The organism is Amycolatopsis heterodermiae (assembly GCF_034929455.1).
GTDB lineage: Bacteria > Actinomycetota > Actinomycetes > Mycobacteriales > Pseudonocardiaceae > Amycolatopsis > Amycolatopsis heterodermiae.
In genome coordinates this window covers 373,972-395,346 of the sequence record NZ_JAYFSI010000001.1, presented here as the reverse complement: position 1 = coordinate 395,346, position 21,375 = coordinate 373,972, and the positions used below count along the sequence as shown (strand labels likewise).

General features: G+C 65.4%; 20 protein-coding genes. 6 read left to right on the top strand and 14 right to left on the bottom strand.

Annotated elements, in window-relative coordinates:
- Window positions 1–12 precede the first annotated feature (12 nt).
- The 10 genes from VA596_RS01995 to VA596_RS01950 all read right to left on the bottom strand — a co-directional run bounded on the left by VA596_RS01995 (window position 13) and on the right by VA596_RS01950 (window position 9,877).
- On the bottom strand, window positions 13–945 hold the full coding sequence (locus tag VA596_RS01995; protein WP_323322980.1) for a nucleoside triphosphate pyrophosphohydrolase family protein: 933 nt from the start codon (window positions 943–945) through the stop codon (window positions 13–15).
- A complete protein-coding gene (locus tag VA596_RS01990; RefSeq protein ID WP_323322978.1) occupies window positions 935–1,684 on the bottom strand; it encodes a C1 family peptidase in 750 nt (249 codons plus the stop codon). Before VA596_RS01990 ends, VA596_RS01995 begins: the two co-directional genes overlap by 11 nt.
- A complete protein-coding gene (locus VA596_RS01985; RefSeq protein ID WP_323322976.1) occupies window positions 1,681–2,856 on the bottom strand; it encodes an ImmA/IrrE family metallo-endopeptidase in 1,176 nt (391 codons plus the stop codon). The genes VA596_RS01990 and VA596_RS01985 overlap by 4 nt, the downstream gene beginning before the upstream one ends.
- Before the next feature lie 23 nt (window positions 2,857–2,879).
- Complete coding sequence (locus VA596_RS01980; protein ID WP_323322974.1) at window positions 2,880–3,296, bottom strand: helix-turn-helix domain-containing protein; 417 nt, start codon at window positions 3,294–3,296, stop codon at window positions 2,880–2,882.
- Window positions 3,293–3,676: a holo-ACP synthase gene (gene acpS, locus VA596_RS01975; protein ID WP_323322972.1), complete on the bottom strand. Its 384-nt coding sequence runs from the start codon at window positions 3,674–3,676 to the stop codon at window positions 3,293–3,295. The genes VA596_RS01980 and acpS overlap by 4 nt, the downstream gene beginning before the upstream one ends.
- Window positions 3,673–4,584 carry a thymidylate synthase family protein gene (locus tag VA596_RS01970; protein ID WP_323322970.1) on the bottom strand — a complete coding sequence of 304 codons (912 nt, stop codon included), beginning with the start codon at window positions 4,582–4,584 and terminating at the stop codon, window positions 3,673–3,675. Before VA596_RS01970 ends, acpS begins: the two co-directional genes overlap by 4 nt.
- Entirely contained in the window at window positions 4,581–4,907 is a 327-nt protein-coding gene (locus VA596_RS01965) for a hypothetical protein (RefSeq protein WP_323322969.1), read from the bottom strand. The genes VA596_RS01970 and VA596_RS01965 overlap by 4 nt, the downstream gene beginning before the upstream one ends.
- Before the next feature lie 354 nt (window positions 4,908–5,261).
- Entirely contained in the window at window positions 5,262–5,384 is a 123-nt protein-coding gene (locus VA596_RS01960; RefSeq protein ID WP_323322967.1) for a hypothetical protein, read from the bottom strand.
- Between the two features lie 780 nt (window positions 5,385–6,164).
- Window positions 6,165–7,979, bottom strand: coding sequence for a UvrD-helicase domain-containing protein (locus tag VA596_RS01955; protein WP_323322965.1), 1,815 nt, complete (start codon window positions 7,977–7,979; stop codon window positions 6,165–6,167).
- Entirely contained in the window at window positions 7,976–9,877 is a 1,902-nt protein-coding gene (locus tag VA596_RS01950) for an ATP-dependent nuclease (RefSeq protein ID WP_323322963.1), read from the bottom strand. Before VA596_RS01950 ends, VA596_RS01955 begins: the two co-directional genes overlap by 4 nt.
- Before the next feature lie 1,061 nt (window positions 9,878–10,938).
- Between VA596_RS01950 and VA596_RS01945 the strand changes: the two genes are divergently transcribed.
- On the top strand, window positions 10,939–14,769 hold the full coding sequence (locus VA596_RS01945) for a hypothetical protein (RefSeq protein ID WP_323322961.1): 3,831 nt from the start codon (window positions 10,939–10,941) through the stop codon (window positions 14,767–14,769).
- Between the two features lie 535 nt (window positions 14,770–15,304).
- Here VA596_RS01945 and VA596_RS01940 read toward each other — a convergent pair.
- Together VA596_RS01940 and VA596_RS01935 are read right to left on the bottom strand one after the other, a co-directional pair.
- A complete protein-coding gene (locus VA596_RS01940) occupies window positions 15,305–16,396 on the bottom strand; it encodes a hypothetical protein (RefSeq protein ID WP_323322959.1) in 1,092 nt (363 codons plus the stop codon).
- Window positions 16,397–16,401: 5 nt separating this feature from the next.
- Window positions 16,402–16,770 (bottom strand): hypothetical protein, encoded by a 369-nt coding sequence (locus VA596_RS01935; protein ID WP_323322957.1) that lies wholly within the window; start codon window positions 16,768–16,770, stop codon window positions 16,402–16,404.
- Between the two features lie 365 nt (window positions 16,771–17,135).
- Between VA596_RS01935 and VA596_RS01930 the strand changes: the two genes are divergently transcribed.
- From VA596_RS01930 to VA596_RS01920, 3 genes are read left to right on the top strand one after another with little or no spacing between them, the layout of a single operon-like run.
- Window positions 17,136–17,345, top strand: a complete 210-nt coding sequence (locus VA596_RS01930) for a hypothetical protein (RefSeq protein WP_323322955.1) — start codon at window positions 17,136–17,138, stop codon at window positions 17,343–17,345.
- Window positions 17,345–17,686 (top strand): hypothetical protein, encoded by a 342-nt coding sequence (locus tag VA596_RS01925; protein WP_323322953.1) that lies wholly within the window; start codon window positions 17,345–17,347, stop codon window positions 17,684–17,686. The genes VA596_RS01930 and VA596_RS01925 overlap by 1 nt, the downstream gene beginning before the upstream one ends.
- Window positions 17,687–17,698: 12 nt before the next feature.
- Complete coding sequence (locus VA596_RS01920; protein WP_323322951.1) at window positions 17,699–18,175, top strand: hypothetical protein; 477 nt, start codon at window positions 17,699–17,701, stop codon at window positions 18,173–18,175.
- Between the two features lie 7 nt (window positions 18,176–18,182).
- Here the strand turns inward: VA596_RS01920 and VA596_RS01915 are convergent, their stop codons facing one another.
- Together VA596_RS01915 and VA596_RS01910 are read right to left on the bottom strand one after the other, a co-directional pair.
- Window positions 18,183–18,446 (bottom strand): hypothetical protein, encoded by a 264-nt coding sequence (locus VA596_RS01915; RefSeq protein WP_323322949.1) that lies wholly within the window; start codon window positions 18,444–18,446, stop codon window positions 18,183–18,185.
- A complete protein-coding gene (locus VA596_RS01910; RefSeq protein WP_323322947.1) occupies window positions 18,443–19,225 on the bottom strand; it encodes a Scr1 family TA system antitoxin-like transcriptional regulator in 783 nt (260 codons plus the stop codon). Before VA596_RS01910 ends, VA596_RS01915 begins: the two co-directional genes overlap by 4 nt.
- 424 nt (window positions 19,226–19,649) lie before the next feature.
- On the opposite strand from VA596_RS01910, the gene VA596_RS01905 reads away from it, so the two are divergent.
- Together VA596_RS01905 and VA596_RS01900 are read left to right on the top strand one after the other, a co-directional pair.
- Entirely contained in the window at window positions 19,650–20,672 is a 1,023-nt protein-coding gene (locus VA596_RS01905) for a helix-turn-helix transcriptional regulator (protein ID WP_323322945.1), read from the top strand.
- 36 nt (window positions 20,673–20,708) lie between these two features.
- Window positions 20,709–21,362: a YdcF family protein gene (locus tag VA596_RS01900; RefSeq protein ID WP_323322943.1), complete on the top strand. Its 654-nt coding sequence runs from the start codon at window positions 20,709–20,711 to the stop codon at window positions 21,360–21,362.
- Window positions 21,363–21,375 lie beyond the last annotated feature (13 nt).

The window sequence follows — 21,375 nt, the reverse complement described above, 5'->3', positions numbered from 1 at the left end:
CGGCGTGTGCGGCTACGCTGGGATAGGCGTGAACTGGAGGGTACGAGCGACCATGTCGGCATCGACGCGCCCGCGCCGATGCCGGCGAAGCTGGTTGAACACCCGGTAGCCAGTGAGGATTGCCTGGTCCCAGTCGGCCAAGCTCCGTGTGGCCACTTCGAGGTGCGCGGTCATCCTGGCACAGGTCTTCACCAGCTCGTGCGGTACTCGGTCCGCGGTCGCGAAGTAGGTGTGACGGCGGGCTTCGGCGAACACGGCCGCGGTGAGGCCCTCTTCGATGGCGATGGCGCGCCCGCCGTCCTCGATGCGGTCCGTTCGCGCGTCACCGCGACGTTTGCGCTTGGGGTGGAGAATGGTGCGGAGGACCGGCGACCAGCCCAGCACCGCCATGTGCGCAAGGTGAAAAACGTCGTGGTAGCGATAGTCGTCGTCGGTTTCCGAGTTGTCGTCGATCGGGTCGCCCACCGAGGTGTCCGGGTCGTTGGCGATACGCATGGTGACGGCCACGACAGTGTGGCCACCCCGGTCGACCGGGCTTTCGTCGAAAACCACGGCGAGCTGGCGCGGTAGCTGCTCTTCGCCCGGCCGGTCGGTGTCGTAGAGCTCGTGCGGGAGGAGTACGTCACGGAGGCCGTACGCTTCTCGCGTTTTCGTCAGGTTGAACCCGGCCACCTCCGACAAGGTCAGCCCGGCGCGGTTGGCCAGGACGGCCATGTACCACAGAGCGTCGCCGAGCTCTTCGCGTAGCTCGTCAGTGAAGGCCCGGTAGCCGGTGGTGTCACGGCGGCGCTTCTTCCATTCGGTGGCCAGCGCTCCCACCTCGCCCGCCAGGCCGAGCAGCGGGAGCACGAACCGGTCGTCGGTGCCGTCCCCGCGGGGCAACACGTCGGTGCGGAGCGCTTCCCGTTGGTACCCGTCCAAAGTGAACTCGTCGTCACGCGTCACCGGTTACCTCCAAGGTCGCGGCTTGCACCGCGAAGTTGATCAGGTAACCGACGGGGAGCAGGCAATGACCACCGGCGCCCCACCAGTCACCCCACGAGTTGCGGATCAGCAGCACCCGTTCACGGTCGCGGTCGGTCCAGGCGCCGACGGCCACGACGGCGTGGTAGCCCCCGCTCGGTACCCGGATGTCGGGAACCGCCACGAGGCCGTCCGGTCCCGGATCGAGGAAGCTGTCGGTCATCTCCAGGACGAGGACAACGGGGTGACCGCCGGCCAGCTTGTCTTCGAGGGCGTCTTCGATGCCGTCGTGGGCCAACTGCAGCAGGTTCAACCGTGCCCGGAGCCACGGCGGGTTCCCTGCGGCCGGTGGTGGCGGCTCAGTACCGGCACCCAGGGTGGTGTCGTAGGGCCAGCGATCCCGGTGACAGTGGCCGGTGCTGGTCAGCGCACTGGCCGCGTCGGTCAGTCGCACACCCTCCGGGCCGGTCAGCTCTTGGGTGTGCAAATGCCACCACACCGGTTCGATCGCCGCCTGGAATCCTTCGGGGCCATCGGCGTGCCGTTCCGCCTCGTGGGTCGATGCCAGGGAGACCGGGACACAGGTGGGGCGTGGCCCCTGGTCGGTCAGGGGGCTGCCGATCTGGTCGGTGAGGTCTACGGCCGGCCGCGCGAGGGCCGCGGCGCGGCGTTCGGCGTTCCGGAGGGCGCGGCGGCCGGGTCGCGGCCCGGTGCGGGTCATCGGAGCACCACCGAATAGGCGGCTTCGTCTTCGGGATCGCCGTCCCGCCGTTCGTCGAGGTGATCACCGGTGATGCGGCCGGCGCGGTAGGCGGCGGTCGGGTTCGGCTGCACTTCGACGGAGATCTGGTAGACGAGCGCGGGCTCGGCCGTGGGGTCGTAGGCGTGCGCGTAGTGCCATCGGAGCGTGGTCCTTCCCGGTTTGTCGCCGCGGAGCACCACACTGCGGCTGCCCGTACCTCCGATGGCGATGTCCGTTGGTGCTGGGGTAGTCACGCGCAGACGCCGTGCCGCGACCAACGCGCGCGACTGTGCCGGGACGGCCACGGGGAAGTAGGTGTCGTCGACCATTCGGGTGGACTCGGCGTCGGCGGGCTCGACCGATGAGGAAATGGGCGGTCGGTCGAGTGCGAGCACGGGTGTTTCGGTGCCGGTCGACGCCTGGGGTGGTACCGGCCGCGGCCGGCGCGTTCGCCCGGATCGGTTCCGCAGACCTTCGTCGTCCAGCCACCGCCAGCCTGAACTGCGGTTCTCGGGCAGCTCGACGAGGACCTCGTCGTGTTCGGAGATCTCGATCTGCTCGGGGTGCGGAGAATATCCCCGGTGCCACAGATCGGCGTTGCCGTCGACCGGACGCCGGCCGAACAGGCGTCGCAGCGCGTCGAGGCGGCTCACGGCGGTCAGATCCGCGAAGTCGGCATCGGAGATCACTTTGGCCGCGCGGAACCGGAACGCGGCGGCTTCGTAGCTCACGTGCATGTCGCGGCTGGCCAGGTAGAGGCACTCGGGGGTGATCCGGCGCCCCCTGAGCTCGTACCGGTTCAAGACGGCTTCGACGAGCGGCGGGGGCATCAGGAAGTACGCCGCGAACAGCTGCGCCTGAAGCTCCTGTTCGGTCGTGGTTCGCAGAATTTCGATCTCGGTGTCTATCGCGGGTTTCGCCCGGTGCAGCACCCAGTGACCGATCTCGTGAGCGGCGGTGTAGCGCTGCAGCCGGGAAGTGCGGTTCGACGTGACGAGTATTCCGCCGTCACGCGGCAGCATCGCACCCAGCAGGTTGTCGAGCGGAACGATCGCCAGTTCCAGCCCGAGCTGCGCGATCGCACCGAACACGTCGACCGGCTCGTCCCCAGCTAGCGCCAGGTCGTTCAGCAGGCGGTCGGCGGCTACCATGGCCGCCACGTTGCCCGGCCGCGTCATGGTTCGCTCGGCGGTGTCGGGCGCGATCGGGGGGCCACGCTGTTCTGTCCCGGCTTCGGCCGTTGAGCGGCCAAGAACTCGGCGAACCGGAGCACCTGTTCTTTGTCGCCGGGGCTCAGAGCCGACGTCGCCCGGTACAGGGCCTGGTCGGCGACGTCGGATTCGTCTTCCTCGCCTAGCAACCAGGCCACGCTGCGCTGGTAGAGCCGGGACAAACGCCGCAGCTCGAGTCCGCTCACCTTGCGCTTGGCGGCTTCCAGCTCCGCCACGCTGGACCGGGCGATCCCGAGCGCCTCGGCGGTGTCGGCCTGGGTGAGTCCCAGGGTGTCGCGCGCCTGTTTCAACCGGTCGGCCAGCACGCGGTGCTCCTCGGCCGGGCCGGACTGACGCCGCTGGTCCTGATCGTGGGTCATGGCTCCATGGTCCCGGTTGCGATGACGAACGCGACGGCCAGGTCGCGTTCGTGACTGATGCTCACCGACCACGTGGTGAGACCGAGCGTGCCCGCCGTGGCCGCGGCTGCTCCCCGCAACCGCAACAGCGGTGCCTTCCCCGTCTCGCCGAACACCTCGATGTCCAGGAAACTCACGTCCGGGAATCCGACACCCAGCGCTTTCATGGCCGCCTCCTTGGCCGCCCATCGCCCAGCGAGCTGTTCGGCGCGCTGACCGCAGTAGTCCTGCTCGGCGGTCGTCCACACGTTGTCTACGAAACCGGCTCCGCCGGCGGTGACCAGATCGGCGACCCGCAGAACGTCGACCAGGTCGACACCAGACCTCAGCAGCGCCGTCACGGTACACCGGAAACCGAGGGTTCGGGGTCCGCCGGCACCTCCGCCGAGGACAGCAATGCGGCCGCCTCGTCGGCCAGCCGGCGTACCCGGCCCATGCCGAACTGGCCGAACTGCGCCGCGACTACTGTCCCGTGCACCACCAGTTCGCCGACGTCGTAGCCAGTTTGCTGCGCGAGGAAGTACTGCAACCTGCTGAGCCCGATGAGGTTGCCGAGCGCCTTGGTGATCAGGTGCCAGTGCCGGTAGACCGCCAGCACGCTCAACTGGTTGTCCAGCACGCTGATGTCGATGTGCACCAGGCACGGGAACGCCCTGGTCCGCTCGTCGTGGCTGTGGTAGATCTGCAGGGTCCCGGGCGTCGCATCCTTTCCGTTCGCCACCTCCGTGGCCAGCTCGGCGGGTCCGTCGACCACGATGTCGGCGGCGTTCGTCACGGCGTTGCCCTTGCGCCGTTGAGCTCGGAGCTGGCGAATTCGCACTGCCAGCTGGTTGTAGCCGTCACCGTTCTTGCCGGGCCACGACACCAGCCGGCCGAAGTACGTCCCGTGGTGGTTGCCGTCGGCGCCCAGGAGCACCGGCAGCGCGGTGCAGTAAGTCTCGTACAAGTCTTCCGCGGCCAGGTCCAGCCGCTGCTGGTCCACCCGCGACATGTCAGGGTGCCAGTGCACGCCCGGATCCGCGTACAAGTTGGACGGGAACAGCGTGCTCGCGACCGTCGACACGCTGTGCTGCCGCCGATCATCGAGAAGATCATCGATCACCCGTACGAGTTCGGGCTCCGGCGGACCGGGGTGAGCGACGGAAACAACGGAATGCAGAGACCGGCCCCCGGGAGCGTGCACAGCTGCGCGCACCGCGGCGAGCCACGCTTCCGAGATCGTCGGTGCCGATAGCAAGGCCACCATCATGCCGCCTTTCGCGACCGGAGCCGGACCAGTAAGGACGACAGGGCCCGGGTGCTCACGAAGTCGGTGGGCCGGCTGTGCCTCGCCAACTTCGACAACACCCCGCCGCCCAGCACGCGATCGACCACGCCGCACACGAAGACCGCACTCATGCTGTCGATCGGCACACCGCCGTCGATCGCGACCGGACCTGCGGCGAACTCCTGCAGTGACCGCCGTTGTGCAGCGGCGAGGATCGCGTGAACCTGATCCTGAAGTTGTTCGACACCGCCGCTGAGCAGCACGTTTGCGTTGGCGGCCTGCATAGCCGCCGCCACGGCGCGCACGGGAAGTGTCGCCGATCCGGGCTGTGGGGCCAGTGGCCGTGGCGCGGGGGCCGCGGCGGACTTTCCCCAGGACCCGAACAGGCGGGCGAACGTGGCCGCCTGATCGCTTGTCGGAGAATCCATACATCAAGTGTCGGGTTTTCCGACGTCGAAGTCAAGGGTTTCTGGAGGGTCGCGACGACACCGGCCTGCCTGCCGCGGGCACCCAGGCCGGCCGTTGCAAACTGATGGCGATCGCCAAGGTCCACGCGTCCCGCATGGGCGGGCGGATGTGCTGCAGACTGAGCCGGGCCGGCTACCCGGTACGCGAGCACAGGATCGTGTCGCAGGCGTGATCTCGATCAGGGTCACGTTCTACCGCGGCAGCGGGCGCACCGGCACATTTGAAGACGGGACCATCGTCGGCATCGCGCGGGCGCACGGGAAGTCGCCGGCGCAGGTGTTGCTCCGCTGGGCCTGCAGGAGGCGCTTGGTCATCCCGAAGCCAACCCGTCCGGAGCGGACCGTGGAGAAGTTCGCGGTGTTCGATTTGGACTGGTGTCCAGTGGCCGACGCAGGACGACGATCCCGTGGGATTGAAGCAGTTCGACGATGCTCGGGGCGGGCCAGCCTCAAGTCCCCAGCCTGCCGGACTCGCTGAGCCAGCCCTTCGATGTCTTTCCCGGTCGCATCGAGGTCCGGCTTGGCAAATCGGGAATGGAAACGGGCGGTAGGACTCGCGTCGCGGCATCCTGTACGGCCAGGTCGTGAGCGATGGGAGCCAAGGCACAGGCGCGGCGGCGGTGCGCGACACGGGTGCGCCAGGTGTATCGGAAGACCCCGTCATGGATGTCGGTCATCGGCCGTGTGAAGAACTCAGGCGGGACGTCAAGCGCGCGTCCGAGCTCAATCACCTTCTCAGGTGACGGGCGGGTGGTGCCAGACTTGTGCTAGCCGATCGCTGCCGAGGTGACTGAGCCGCGCTTGTCAGCTCGACCTGGCTCCAACGTGCTCGACCCGGTCCTCGCCGCTGCGTACCCGCCTTCTGCCGAAGTCTGCCGTCTGAAGGAAAGGCTGCGAGCCACAGCTGAGCGTCTTACCGAATGGGTGTACCTGGACGGCACGGCCCAGCACGTCCTATCCACGGTTCCGGCTCACGGACTGGTCCTCGTGGCCCATCCGCCGACTGCTAGGACGCTGGCCAGTCGGACCGAACTTCGTCTCGACGTCACCGAGGTTGGTCCACCGCGTAGTGACGTTGAGTCTCGCAGATGTCTCCTAATCGGAGCGGCGAGTCGTCGTCAGCTCAAAGGGAACGTCCCTCAGCTTGAGATGGGCTGCCACCAGGTCCTGAGCATCCTCGGGCAACGCGATCGCGAGCAGGCGCTTTGCTCGCGTTGCCGCCACGTAAAGTACGCGCAGGTTCTCTGCGATGTTGGGTGGGTGATTGCCGGTCGTCCAGGCGTCGACAAGGCCGTCGATCCGGCTGTCGGAGGGGATGAGGAGGAGGACCGCATCCTCCTCCTCGCCCTTGACTTGATGGACGACACTCGCTCGCACCCCGCTTGCCGAACCTCGTGGAGGAACTCCGCTCGCGTTTCGTGGGGTCTTGTTCCTCAGCTTTCCCCTGGCGACCAAGGAGCCGCTGTTGTCCAGACGCTTCATGCCGGGAAACGGTGGTAGCAGCCCGAGCTGCCGGCCGGCTTCCTTGCACCAGTCGGTGAACGTCCCTTGATCGAGGTCGGGAAGCGCCCCGATCAACTGACCGGACAGTTGACGGATACGCCAAGTTTCTAGACCGACCAGCTCGCAGATCGCCTCCACGGAGCGGCCGGTTGTGTCGGCCTCAGCGAACCAGTAGCGGAGTAGTGCCCGCTGGAGGATGTCGTAGGCGACGTGCCGCAGAGTCGCGTTCTTGGGGTTCGATTTGGCTACTGCCGCGGCCCAGGCCACTCGTGCTGCGTGGTGAGCGGGAGGTTGAGAGCCGGATGCGCCCGTCGTTGTGGGCAGACTTGTTCCGGCATGTGCCAACACCACGCGATTCTCACTACGAATACCCAGTGCATCGGCTTGTTCGGTGAACACGGCGAGTGCTTCGTCGGGCTGCGACCCGACGGTGCCGATGAGAAGGATGCCCGCCGGCTCGGTTCGGTTCGGTCCGACAGGGGAGTCGGCCGGCCGTGCGGTGGCTGTGGGGCGAAGCGTCGCGGCCAGGCCGCAGATGGCGGGGCTACTGCGCCAGTTCCCCCGCAGGTCGACTCGACCTTCAAGCGACTTGCCGAACTCGCGGATCCGAGCGGGAAGGGCGCCGCGGAACTCGTAGATGGCTTGATCCGGATCGCACACGAAGACCAGTGGCATGCCAGCGTGGTGCAGCTGGCCGAGGATCGCCAGGTCGTGGGCGGAGCAGTCCTGCGCTTCATCGATGACGATCTCGCGGAATCGTCCGGACAGCATCGCGATGATTTGGTCTTGTCTGCGCTGGAGGTTGTGTAGAGCGAAGATCCGAATTTCGTGGCCGGTGACGTAGCCCTCGGCAACCAGAGCTCTTTGCTTGTCCACGGCTGCCTTTGCGGCGTCGTCAAGGAGACCAAGCTTGGAGAGGGCGTTGTAGCTCTTGATCGCCCTCTTTCTTGCCTGAAGCCGTGCAGTGCACCTCGCCGCGCCGGGTTCGCGGCTCCACTGGAAGTCGTTCAGGAAGACTTTGTGGCGGTTGGGGCCTGTGCCAACCTCGGTCGAGGCATCGATGCGATCCCACGAATCGATGCGACGCCAGAGCTTCCCGGATCCCAGAAACGGGCGGAGGAGGTAGCGCCAGAGGAACGTGTCGATGGTGCCTACAAAGTTCGGGAATTCGGCGAGCTCGGGTTTACCAGCCTCGTGGCAGCGCCGCGCGACCTCGGAGCAAGCGACGTTCGTGAACGACAAGACGGCCCGGCCGCGTCTGCCTTGTCCTTCGGCAAGGTGCCGGTCGACGATGACTCGGGTCTTTCCGGCGCCGGGGCAGGCCTGCACGTAAAGCGGCGCCGGGTGCCGGACCGCGTCCTGCTGTTGCTGGACAGCGGCTTCCGCGTACGGGTCTGGCTCTGTCACGGCTGCGGTTCCGCGATCCACGTGATGGCAGCACTCAGGTAGGCGGGCACGACGAAATCGTCGTGCTCCGTGCTGAGCTCAGCGACGTCCTGGGCGAAGTCTCCCTTGCGAAGGTTCTTTTCCTCGAAAGCCTTCTGAAAGAGCCGGATGCGCTCATCGGGGTCGGTGGAGGCGTTGATCTCGGTCCACACCTCGGGGCCGATCCGGCGCTTCTGCCGGTTGAACGCCTTTTCCGCGACAGTGAAGTTGGCAGCTCCCCCCGAACGCAGAAGTTCGGGCTCCAGGGTCGGGTCCGCGGCGAAGACCTTAAGCAGGTCCTCAGCGCCGAGCTCCCTGGCAAGGCTCAAGAGGTTTTCGCCCCGGTCGTAGCTTAGTGCGGGGTCCTTGTCGGTGATCACCGCCACTCGTTCGGCGATGCGTCCGCCGGCAGCTTCGGTCAGCAGGACCCGGATGTACGGGGCGAAGTCCACGCCGTCGATTGCCACGATCGTGGTACCGACGAACCGTGCCCAGCGCCCACGATCGAGGTCGGCCTGCTCGTCGGCTGTGGACGTGGCAGCTGTGCGGAACAGTGGTGACGCGGCGGGGCGGGGTAGGACCTTTCGCGCGAAAACCGGCAGAAGCAGAGATTCTGCGACACCTTCCACAAGGATGACGCGAGGACCGAACAGCATGGCGCTTCGCGTCGCGTCGAGGTAACGCTTGAGCTTCCCGCTGGCGTCCTTGAGGTCCAGGTCGGCCAAGGGGATCACCTTCGATTCGAAGCGACTGCGGCCGAGCGCCGGCCATTCATCCGCGATCATTCCGTCCAAAGGCTGGCCGACGCCGGTTCGAAGCGGATGGCGCTTGAGGACCACAAGGTCTTCGACCTCGGCCGAAGCGGCGATCAACGGTGAATGCGTCGTGACGATCACTTGGATTCGGCCGGCGTACTCCGCGGATGCGGGCGATGTCGCCGATGCCTCGGCGGCATCTCGCAAGTACTCGACGAGCAAGCTCTGCAGCTGGGGGTGCAGGTGCGCCTCTGGCTCCTCGACGAGGAAGACAGTCAAGTCATGATCCCGGGCGGTCCGTAATTCTGCGACCACAGTCGCGATGTAGAGCAGGTTGGCGTAGCCGAGCCCGGATCCCCGGATGTCGCGAGGATCGAGCCCTTGGTCGTTCATGCGGATTCGGAGCGATCGCGCGATGGACAACAGGTCGGGATCGGCGAACGAGATGTCCGCGACCTGCGGGCTGGCGCCGGCCGAGATGTCCGACAGCGGCGCGCGTACCGCACTTTCGACGCCGTCAAGGACCGCCCCTGTCTCCTTGCTCGTGCGGAGGGTGTCGAGGTTCCTCTTCACGGCCCCGACGAAGTTCTCCACCGGGACTTTGTGCTCGTTCAGCAGGTAGTTCAGGATCACCCGCAGACGGTTGCCCGAGCCGGAGTTCAGCTCGCGCTGCGCGTCGCGAAGCGGTGGGAGGTACACGTGCCGCAACCGTCCACGGGCTTCAGGCTCGGGATCGCGATCGCTCGACCTGCCTTCGCCGGCGACCCATGTGAGCTTTCCCCGGGTCTCGGACCCGACAGGCGCGGTGTAGGTGAGTCGGTATCGCACGGACTCCATGTCGTCGAGGGCACCTTGGCTGTAGATGCCGAGCTGGGTCGGGGAGGTCATCGCAAAGGTCGCGCCCAGATCGACGATGCCGGAGCCGGGCATGCGTGCGACGTCATCGGCGTCCCAGTAGCGGTCGCGGCGTCCGTCGAGCGGATCGGTCAGGAGACGGACCAGGTCCAGCAGGTTCGACTTGCCGCCGTTGTTTTCGCCGATCACGACCGTCAGGTGTTCGCGGACGGGCAACCGCACCTCCCTCAAGGAGCGGAAGTTCCGAGCCTCCAGCGACGTCAACCGCACAGATTTCTCCTTGCTCGGCACTCCGGGCGACCCACAAGGTGCCGTCCGGTGTGTCCTAAGTCGATCAATCGGGAGAAGGATCGTGAGTGGGCGGCGCGCTGTTACGGAAGGTGAGGATAGGTTCGCCCGAACGGATGGCGATGGTGCATCGTGTCCAGCAGGGACGAAAGGCGGACTCGGACGGGATGACGGCGCCCGTTGTCACATTTGGCGAGCTACTGGTGCGGTGTACGTATTCGGTCGGGCGATATTCGCTCGCCACGTTGGCTGCCCGCACCTGGCGTTGACGGGTGCGTGCACGTGGTGGCGTCTGTATGCTCACTGTGCGGACGCTCACCGGGGCCCCCGGACTTGTGCCGCTGCACCGAACGTAGTTGAGTCACGGCTGGCCGTGATGACCTGGTCGATCGCAGCTGTTGCGCATCCCCGCTGGATGAGTGACTCAGTGGTGCGACGCAGAGGCTGAAGTCTTTGGTGGCCTGCTCATTGAGAGCACGGGACTTGCGCGTTGCCGCCCAGGCAGTCACCTCAATGCCTAATCGCGGCCGCGTGTCGATAGACCCCCTCGACCCGCCGCTGAAGAGGCTTCTTCGGCCAACGTGTTGCACTTCGACGACGCGCCACGATTGGTAAGATATGACTGTTGGACGTGTCGCATTGATCATTACCTGCCTTGTAGTGGCGGGGCTGGGTGTGTGGTTGGCGGTCGCGCGGTGGGATGACGCCAACAAGGTCGCGACGGCAGTGTCAGCTCTCGGCGCTGTCGCCGCTGTTGGCGTCGCGGTTTGGGCCGTGCTCCGTGCTCCCAAAAGCCGACGATCGATCGCGGTGTCCGACACCGGTAGGGCGATTGCGTCCTTGGGTGGTACGGCAGTGTCCGGCTTCTCCGGCAAGGCTGATAGTGACATCGGTTCGGTGCGGGTCGAAAGTACCGGCGACGCGCGTGCGTCCGGAGGCGGAGATGCCGTCAGCGGTGTGCAACTGGACTAACTCGACCGGTCGAGGAGGCTAGTACCCAGCCGAATTGGAAGAGGATGACTGACCGCAGGGCAAGGATCACGGTGACCGACAGCGGCGCGGCAACCGCAGAAATGTATGCCAACACCGGCGTCCACATCGGTGACATCAACTTGCTGACCGGCACCCCAGTCAGAACCCGATACCGACAGCAGGTTCAGCGCATCGCGCCGCCTGTTCTGCTCGGTCGGGATGGAGAGCTGGCCGAACTGGCCGAGTTCTGCACATCGCCGGCGACGGCGGCCACCTACATGTATCTACGTGCGAAGGCATGGTCGGGCAAGTCGGCACTGATGTCCTGGTTCGTCCTGCATCCCCCGGCCGGAGTGCGGATCGTGTCGTTCTTCATTACCGCACGATTGGCCGCCCAGAACGACCGCGGCGCGTTCATCGACAACGTGATGGAGCAACTGCTAGCGCTGCTGGGCGATACTCTGCCACCATTCCTGACGGACTCGAACCGCGAAGCGCACCTGCTGGGACTACTTATCGAAGCAGCAGAGGAATGCGATCGCCGTGGCGAGCAGTTCATCCTGCTAGTGGACGGCATAGACGAAGATCGTGGAGTCCACGATGGGCCAGACTCACACAGTATCGCGGCCCTGTTGCCCGCTGAACCGCCCGCCGGGATGCGAGTCATCGTCACCGGCCGGCCGAACCCACCCATCCCGGCCGATGTGTCTGTCCATCACCCGCTGCGGGACAACACAACGACCCGATCGCTGACCCCATCGGCAGAGGCGCGATCGATCCAGGAGGAGACGCACCGTGAGCTGAAGCGGCTGCTGCGCGGCACCGTCGCCGAACAAGATCTGCTCGGCCTGGTGGCCGCCGCCGGCGGTGGGTTGTCCGCGCCAGACCTGGCGGAACTGACTGGCTGGTCGCAGTGGGAAATCCACGATCACTTGCGCACCGTGACCGGGCGCAGCTTCACGGCCCGCGACAGCCATTTCCGGGCCGACGGACCGGACGTCTTCCTCCTGGGGCACGAAGAGCTGCAGGTCACGGCTTTGACGATGCTCGGTGTCACTCGCGTCGCTGGCTATCGCGACCGCGTGCATACTTGGGCCGAGCAATACCGGACGCAATTTTGGCCAGCCGACACGCCGGAATATCTATTGCGCGGGTACTTCCGCATGCTGCAAGCTGCAAGCGACTGGCAGCGGATGACGGATCTCGCCGCCGATCCCGCCCGCCAAGACCGTCTACTCGACATTTCCGGCGGCGACGCCGCCGTCTTGGCCGAGATCACCACAACACACAACATCATCGCGGCACACGACCCACCGGACCTCGTCGCCGTGGTCCGCCTAGCTATCCACCGCGACCACCTCATCGCACGCAACAGCAACATTCCCGCCAATCTGCCAGCAGTATGGGCGACACTTGGCCAGCTCAACAGAGCCGAATCTTTGGCCAACTCCATCTCTCAACTCGATACGCGCGCGAACGCGGTAGCATCAATTTACCGGGTGTTGACAAGTCTCGGAAGCAATCTCCGAGCGAGTGATTTGCTTGAACAAGCCGAGGAGGTTGCCTGTTCCATCGCCGACCATGTCGATCAGTCACGGACACTGGCGTCGTTAGCCGGGACGGTAGCCGAGACCGGGGCGAGCGGCCACCGCCGCGCCGAGGAGATCGCCCGTTCCATCACCAATCCCAACTATGAGGCACGGGCGCTGGTGCGGGTAGCCGGAGCGGTGGCCAGAACCGGCGACCTTCAACGCGCCGAGGAGATCGCCCGCTCTATCACCGACCCCTTCCAGCAGTCGCGGGCGTTGGTGCCAGTGGCCGAGGCCGTGGCCAGGACCGGCGACCTCGAACGCGCCGAGGAGATCGTCCGCTCTATCACCGACCTCTTCCAACGGGCTGAGGCCCTAGTGTCGGTAGCCTCGGTAATCGCCGAGGCTCGCGAGCTCGAGCGTGCCCGCGATCTCCTTCGCTGCGCCGAGGAGATCGCCCGCGCCCTCACCAGCTCCTTCCAGCAGTCGCGGGTGTTGGTGTCAATGGCCGAGGCCGTGGCCAGGACCGGCGACCTCGAACGCGCCGAGGAGATCGTCCGCTCTATCACCGACCTCTTCCAACGGGCTGAGGCCCTAGTGTCGGTAGCCTCGGTAATCGCCGAGGCTCGCGAGCTCGAGCGTGCCCGCGATCTCCTTCGCCGCGCCGAGGAGATCGCTGGCTCCATCGCCGACCCCTTCCAGCAGTCGCGGGTGTTGGTGCCAGTGGCCCAGACGGTGGCCAGGACCGGCGACCTGGAACGCGCCGAGGAGATCGCCCGCTCCATCCCCAACCCTAAACGGCAGGCCCAAGCGCTAGCGTCGGTGGCCGAGGCGGGAGTCGAGGTCGGTGATCACGAGTATGCCTGGAAACTCCTTCACCACGCCGAGAAGATCGCCCGCTCCATCCAAAACCCCGACCGGGATGCGCGAGCGCTTCTGTCGGCCGCCGGGGCGGTAGTTGGCGCCGGTGATCCCAAACGCGTTCGCGATTCTCTGGATCACCTTGAGGCGATCGCCCGCTCGATCACCAGCTGCGCCGAGCAGGCTCGGGCGCTGGAATCGGTGGCCGAAGTCGTTGCCGTGACCGGCGACCACGAACACGCCGAGCAGATTGTGCGCTCCATCGCCGACCCTTACGCAAGATGCCGGGCCTTCATCTCGGTAGCCAAGGCGGTTGGCAAGATTAATGAGCCTGAGCACGCCCGAGGTTTCCTTGGTCACGCCGAGGAGGTTGCCCGCTCCATCGCCGACCCCGGGCAGCAGGCTCGGGCACTAGAATCAGTGGCCGAGGCTGTGGCCGGAACTGATGACATCGAATGCGCCGAACAGATCGCCCGCTCCATCACCGACCCTGAGCAGCAGGCACGGGTACTGGCGTACGTGGCCGTGGCTGTGGCCGGAACCGGTGACCACGAACGTGCCGAACAGATCGCCCGCTCCATCACCAACCTCAGCCAGCAGGCACGGGCACTAGAATCGGTCGCCAGGGCTGTGGCCGGAACTGATGACATCGAACGTGCCGAACAGATCGCCCGCTCCATCACCGGCCTCGATCAGCAGGCACAGGCACTGGCGTACGTGGCCGTGGCCGTGGCCGGAATCGGTGACCATGAACGTGCCGAACAGATCGCCCGCTCCATCACCGACCCCGAACAGCAGGCCCAAACACTGGAATCGGTGGCCGAGGCCGTGGCTAAGACAGACGAATATGAACATGCCGAACGGATCGCACGGTCCATCGCCGACCCTGAGCAGCAGGCACAGGCTCTGGCCTCGGTGGCTGGGGCCATGGCTAGGACCGGTGCCCACGAACATGCCGAACGGATCGCGCGCTCCATTGCCAAACCTGACCGGAGGGCGCAGGCGCTTGGCTCGGTGGCCGAGGCCGTAGTCGGAACCGGTGAGGTCGAACGCGCTGAGAAGATCGGCCTCTCCATCGTCAACTCGGGCCAGCGGGCACAGGCATTGGCATTGGTGGCTGGGGCTGTGGCCAGGACTGGTGACCTCGAACACGCCAAGCAAATCGCCCACTCCATCACCAGCCCCAAGCAACAGGTCCAGGCTGTAGCACAGGTCGCCGGGGCAGCAGCCGAGGTCCGTAATTTCGACGGCGCTCGCGATTTCCTTCACCACGCCGAGAACCTCGCCCGCTCCCTCACCAACCCCGACCAGCAGGCCCGAGCACTGATATCGGTGGCTCAGAAGAGTTCCCGCCAGCACCGCATTCGCGCCGTTGCAGATGCCTTAAGGCTCGCCAGTTGGCATCATTCGGTATCGGACTTGATTCGGCTCGATCCGAACGCAATCGCGCAGATCAGGGCAGAACTTGCGACTGTCTGGAGATTGGAGTCCTCCGACACAGCATCCCCCTGAGCCGGCTGAGGTGCTGACCGCCTACGACCCGCCTTCTGCGTTGGTCCCACGCTCATGATGACGGCCCCGAGCAGCCTGGCGACCATTTCGTTTTATTGGGTCGATCTGATCACTCTGCCAGTGTACCGCACATATTCGCTTCTGCGATATTCGTAAGAGGTCACGCAGGCTGCGCCTTCGCATGGTGGCCGGCGAATCTTGCCGCATTTGGCGGCCAATGTCGAGGGTCCGGTCGTTCTCGCAACCCAGCGATCCCACACCTGCGATAGGCATGTGCACGGACGCCGCGCTGGTCTCCTTTCCACTTACTGCTGGCGTGTCGGTTGAGCGGGGTCGGCCGGCGGGGTTGGCCGGAACGAGACGATGAGGCGAGCCAGGCCGAGTCCGCCGCCGAGGGGCGGCGATCCTCTCGTTCATCGGGGCGGTGTGCCGTCACCTCCGCAGCAGGCTGGCTTATCCGTTCGCCTTGCGAGCCTACCTTGCCAAAATTCGCAACAGCGCTCTCAATGCCATGGTCACCAAGCCAATACAAAATTCACGCATACAAACTCGTTGTGGTGGAAGTCTTGTCTGGCGCAATCCTATAATGCAACCTGTCGATAACTACAGAGCGTGCCCGAATTTCTCGAACTCTGCCGAATGGCCATACCGTCTCGCTAGACCAGTTAACACCCGACAGGTCATAGTCATCGATCTTGACCATACTTAAGTCCATACCACTAACATCATCTAGTGATTCGTACACGCGTTTCAGTACCAGAACTAACTTCTTTGCAAATAGATACTGTCGCGAGTTTGATAATGCAAATTTTGACAAAACAGCTGACAGTGGGACACGCAATTCTTCGAAGGCAAGGTCAAGTCGGGCGGCGTCCCGCAATGCGCAAGCTCCAAAAAGCTTCCGAAAGTCGGAGTCATCGTCATTCAACCACTTGCTATGAAGTCGATGAAGAGCGAAGGACGCATCTCTTTTGTGGCGACGAGTTATCTGGGCAAGGTCATCCAGGAGTTGCGCCCTGGAGTCGTGTGCACTCTCTTCGCTCTCGCGGTCTGCCCTATACTGATAGCGCAAAAGCCCAGCAGAAACGGTGCTTTCGAAATCTTTAGGGGCGTCACGTGGCTCAATACCGGGAAAAACTGAAAACTCCCCGGCGTAGTCAGAAGCAATTGCAAGAATACGATCGACGTCAAGGGGCGTTTGCGACACGGAAGAGCCAGCCCGCAGTTCCGCTGCAATCTCGACAAGCGCTATCACTCTTTCCGTGAACATAATCGCCACGGAAAGATTCTTGCGATCCATCCACGAACGTGACTGCAGTCGGACCTCGCCGATGGTCATGGCGGCAAGGAAATCGAGAAGGTCAGGATCCGTTTCAATTGGAAGATTCAGGTCTTGCTCAACGTCAACTAAAGGGTCGGAACCAATTTCCGATGATGCTGGATATTTCGCGCCAACCTTCCGAAACGTGTCACTTTTTAGGGTGCCATTGAAAGATGGAGAGGCGTCAGTCACCGCTTCAAGCAGACGCCCAAGGTGTCTGCTTGAAGCGGTGACGCGAGGTGTCGAGGTAAACGCTGCGCTCGAATCGGCCAACGCCTGCAGAAGTCGACGAGCATAATCCCTCATACCCGTTACTCCTTCACCTGCTGATCGTCGCTGCTTGACTGCGGATCGACGCGGGTCACCTCAAGTCCGCCCTCTGCAGCGTTTTCTTTCACCATACGCTCGGCGTAGCTCGCCAATTTCTTGACAACACTGGGAGCTGCGGCTCCTACCCCAAAGGCCAGCAAGACGTTGGTTATAAGACCTGCCGCTGCAGCAACTGACGAGGCAGCAGCAGCGACACCTACGTGGACTATGATCGAGGCAGCGTAGGGACCTCCTCCGGGCCCGTAGGGTCGTGGCCACGGCCAACCCTTGGCTCGCTGCAGGGCTTCCAGGAAGACAACGCCGCGATTTGCCACGGCGCCGACTAGGCCCCACAGGGCGAACTGCCACATGGGCATAATGATAGCGCCCAGACTACCCCCGCTTACAAGGGTACGACGCGGGCCGCGCTGCTCGACCGGTCTGTGACTCGGCGCCACAACCCCGCCTGTCAGGCATTTCGCTATTCTGTTATCCGGCAGTGGTGAATGTTGCGACTAATAATCAGGCTCCTTCACCGGCACCACTACCGAGTGCCAAGGTCGCTACATCGTCGACCTGGCCCTCGTTCACCAGCACTCGACCGGCGCAGCGCTACTTCAAGCTGGCGGCTCAGCTGGCCCACGTCGCCGGCGATGACGCTCTTACCTCGGTCGCTCTCGCCTCGCTGGCCAGGCAGTGCTTTGACCTCGACCGGCCGGCTGACGGTCTGGAGGTCGTGCAGCTGACGCAGTACGCCACGCGCCGGACGGCCATTCCGCGGCTGCGGGCTGTCCTGGCCACCCGCGAGGCGTGGGCGCACGCCCAGCTCGGTGACGCGCCCGCGTTCCGGCGGTCCGTCCGGCTCGCCGAGGACTACTTCAGCGAGGGACTCGTGACGGCGACGCGGCAACCCGCTCGGTCTGAAGCTTGGACGGAGCCGAGCTGATGGGCGTCATCGGCGCCCGCTACCGCGACCTGTCCCGGCACGATGCCCGGCACGCTGGCCAAGCTCAACACTACATCGGCCGCGCGCTCGCCCTGCGCGATCCCGATCGGGTCCGCAACCGCGTCTTCGACCTCGTCGGGTTCGCGCGCGCCCACCTGATCACCTGCCAGCCGGAACGCGCCGCCGAGCTGATCGGCATGGCGCTGCCCGACGCTGCGCCGTGGACGTCCAGGCGAGTCGGAGTCAAGCTCCGGGACTTCCATCGGGAAGCAGGGGCGTTCGCTACGGTTCCTGCCGTGCGCGACGCCCGCGAGGTCGTCGCAGCGAAGCTTGCCGTCTAGGAAGAGGACACCTTGATGCGCATCGGAATCACCGGCCACTCCAACCTGACCGCGGCCACCGCCGAACTCGTGGCCGGCGAGCTCCGCGAGATCCCGAAGGAACAGCGCGACGATCTCGTGGGTGTCACCTGCCTGGCCCGGGGCGCCGACCAGGTCTTCGCGCGAGTCGTTCTGGAGCTGGGTGGGACGCTTGAAGTCGTGCTGCCGGCGGCGGACTACCGCCAGCGCAAGGTCAAGCCGGACAACGTGGCCGAGTTCGACTGCCTCATCGCGAACGCGAGCGTCCACACGATGCCGTTCACCGAGTCGAACCGCGACGCCTACATGGCCGCCAGCGAGCACGTTCTGTCCGTCGTGGACAAGATGGTGGCGGTGTGGGACGGCGGTCCGTCCGGCGGCCACGGCGGAACCGCGGATGTCGTTGATGCCGCGAGGGAGCGGGGGCTGGGCGTCACGGTTGTCTGGCCAGAGCATGCTGCCCGACTCTGAAAGTCCTTCAGTGACGGCCGATCCGATCGTGCCGTGACGGAATTCCCTTCCGTTGCCGGAGGACATCATCACATGGCTCGCACTGCTGGTGGACGCGGTTGTTTCGACCCTCACCAGAAAGCTTGAACTCCGCCTCGCCGGATTCGCCGCAGAGCATGGTGACAGCTTCTCCCGGCTGCGGCACCGCAGTGAGGTCCATTCGATGCCACTTGCCGTTGAGGACCGGCTGGATCGTCTGCGGGTCGACGAAGATGACGGCGGCGACCATCACGACGCCCGAGCTTGAAGGGAATCGAGCCAGGCCTCGATCGTGACCGGCTGGGCGAAGGCGCGCCCCAGCAGTACCCTTGCGGTGTCGTGGTACTTGTGCAGCACTTCCTTGTCCGTGCCGTACGTCGTGCAGTGGCTGTGCTTGAGCGCGACGGCGATCGGCCGGGGGCCGTCCTCGAAGAGCGTGAAGGCGGCCGCGGAACCGGGACCGGAGTGGACGATGTGGATTGTGACGTCGAGGCGGCGCCCTGCTTCGCGGAGCTGCCTGATCCGCTCGGCGCCGTCGGGTTCCTCGCGGGCCATGCGCAGGGCCTCGTCGCCGATCAAGAAGACGTACCGGCGTCCGCCTTGCTCCATCGTCTGCCGACGACACTGGCGCTGAAACAGCTCCTGGTCGTGGCGTTCGGACTGCTCCGCGGTCTCGTCCCGAGCTGCAGTGGGCGGCGGTGGTGGCAGCAGGAGGTCCGGGATGCGGAATGGCGCCCACTCCACGATCCGGCTCGAAAGCTGCTCGTAAGTCCACAAAAGATCGATCAGTGGCGACGCGGTGTGGTCGACGAAGTTCGGGACGTCGAGCTGCTTGGCGATCTTCATGACCTGCTCGAATTCGGCGCGGCTCACTCGGAGGCACCCGAGGATCTGGGCGACCAGCGTGTCCTCGGGGACGTTGGTCCCCAGTTCCACGTTCGACAGCTTCTGCGCGCTGATTCCCAGCAGGCGAGCCAACTCGCGGAGCCCCATCTTCTGGCGCTCGCGCGCATCGCGCAGTCCGACGCTCACGGCGAGTACGGCAGGTTTGCGAGTTGCGTTCATCGTTCGGTCCTTGCTTTTACGTTGGTCAGCTGAAGAAAATTCAGGAAGGTGACGAAGCCCGTGAAGTACGCGGCTGAGCAACACGTACAGAGCCAGGTCTTCCTCGTTCGGCCATTCGGGACCGCACGCTGGCTCGTCTTCTGATTTCGGTTTCGAGGTCATGGTTTTCAGTTGCCGCCGGTCTTGGGTGGCACCCCTGGTGGCCGGGGCTCACATCGGAGGGGGAAGCGAGGTGGTCGACCAGCCACCGGGGTGCCGAAATCGACCTTCGCGGGTCGTCCAGCTGAATCACCAGGGCGTACATCCGGGGCGAATCTGTAGCAGATCTTGCGTGCAGCCTTCTGACCTGCGGTAATCTGATGACCTCAGGCGGTGATCTAGGGAGTGAATCATGGGAACGCGGCGCCACGGGCTCATCCGCGCTCGTAAGGCAGCTGGCTACACCCAGGAGACGCTTGCCATCGAACTGGGTCTCGACACAACTACCGTCGGGCAGTGGGAACGCGGTAAGTCGGAGCCGTTGCCTTACAAGCGGCCGAAACTCGCACGGGCGCTCGGCGTCACGTCGCGCGGCCTCGAAGAGCTGCTGGCCGAAGGCGCCGCCGTGGTGTCGCGTCCGAGCGCTGACTACGAAACCTGGGCCGACGACCTGGACCGGGTTGCCGTCTGCCTCGGCCGCCAGGAGTTCGACCTGGCGAAGCTCCTGCTGGATCGCTGGACCGGCCGGCTTGTCCCTAGCGGCGATGACCGCGGGCTCTACCTCTACGGCCGGTCGCTACGGCTTCTCGGTGATCTGCGGCAGGACCAAGGCGTCCTCACCGGACCGATGTCCGCCCGGCAGAGCTACGGACGCGCTATGGCGGTCTTCCGCGAGCTCGGTGCCGACCGGCGGGTCGCGCAGCTCGAACTCCAGCTAGCTGTCCTAGACGAGATGGGCGGAAACCACGAACCTGCCGCCGAGCAGTACCGGCAGCTGGCCACGGACACCCGCCTCGACGCCCGCGACCGCACCCGCGCCCAGCTCTGGGTCGGGACCGCGCTCAGCAAGGCGGGCCGGAACGCGGACGCCATCACCTTCATCAAGCCCGCCATCCGGCAGTTCGAGGCTCTCGAAGAGCCGCAGGACTGGTCGGTGGCGTTCCAGAAGCTGGCCCTAGCGCACCGTGGTGATGGCGACCTAAGCCAAGCCGGCGTCGCCTTCCAGGTGGCGCTCGACCACCGGCCCGGCGACGCACCCATGCAGCGCGTTCGCCTCGACACCGCGCACGGCCACCTCCTGCTGTCCGACCCCGCCACGGCTGATAGCGGGCTCAAGCTGCTGGAGGGCGCTGCCGCAACCTCGACGCAGTACGGGATGATGCATCAGCTACAGGCCATCTCGGGCATTCGCCGCGCGTACGAACGCCAGGCGTAAGCCCGCGCACGCGACCCGAGGGAGTACGAACGCGCCGTGACGCGGCAACTTACCGATGTGGAGTGGCACGACGCCGAGCTCGTGTGGGACTTCCACCAGGTCCACCACGAGATTTCTGCGTGCGACGTCGCCATCGCACTGGGATGCAACGACATCGGCGTCGCCGAGTATGCGGCCGAGCTGTACCACCGCGGCATGTTCCAGACGGTCGTCTTCACCGGTGCGACCAGCCGGGACACCGCCGCCATCTTCCCGCGCGGCGAAGCCGTCCACTTCCGCGAGCGCGCCTTGGAGCTGGGCGTGCCGGACACCGCCATCCTGGTCGAGCCTCAGGCCGCGAACACCGGCGCCAACATCACGCTCTCCCGCGACCTGCTCATCGGGGCCGGGCTGACACCGGACTCCGTGCTCCTCATCTCGATGCCGTACATGGAGCGGCGGGCGTTCGCGACCTGCCGGCGGCTGTGGCCTGAAGTCGCGGTGACGTGCACGTCGGCGCCGCTGACGCTGGAGGAGTACGTCAAGACGATCGGCGACGCCGCCGAGGTCGTCGACATGATGATCGGCGATCTGCAGCGGGTGATGATCTACCCCAAATGTGGCTTCGCCATCGAGCAGCCGGTGCCGCCCGCCGTGGCCGCCGCCTTCGATCGCCTGGTCGCGGCGGGATTCAACAGCCGCCTGCTCTGATCGGCAGAAGTCG

Coding starts and splice junctions, on each gene's coding strand:
- VA596_RS01980 (WP_323322974.1), bottom strand. CDS start 3,296: ATGACCCACGATCAGGACCAGCGGCGTCAGTCCGGCCCGGCCGAGGAG.
- VA596_RS01905 (WP_323322945.1), top strand. CDS start 19,650: ATGGGAACGCGGCGCCACGGGCTCATCCGCGCTCGTAAGGCAGCTGGC.
- VA596_RS01985 (WP_323322976.1), bottom strand. CDS start 2,856: ATGGTAGCCGCCGACCGCCTGCTGAACGACCTGGCGCTAGCTGGGGAC.
- VA596_RS01935 (WP_323322957.1), bottom strand. CDS start 16,770: ATGTGGCAGTTCGCCCTGTGGGGCCTAGTCGGCGCCGTGGCAAATCGC.
- VA596_RS01990 (WP_323322978.1), bottom strand. CDS start 1,684: ATGACCCGCACCGGGCCGCGACCCGGCCGCCGCGCCCTCCGGAACGCC.
- VA596_RS01925 (WP_323322953.1), top strand. CDS start 17,345: ATGGGCGTCATCGGCGCCCGCTACCGCGACCTGTCCCGGCACGATGCC.
- VA596_RS01940 (WP_323322959.1), bottom strand. CDS start 16,396: ATGAGGGATTATGCTCGTCGACTTCTGCAGGCGTTGGCCGATTCGAGC.
- VA596_RS01960 (WP_323322967.1), bottom strand. CDS start 5,384: ATGACCAAGCGCCTCCTGCAGGCCCAGCGGAGCAACACCTGCGCCGGC.
- VA596_RS01970 (WP_323322970.1), bottom strand. CDS start 4,584: ATGATGGTGGCCTTGCTATCGGCACCGACGATCTCGGAAGCGTGGCTC.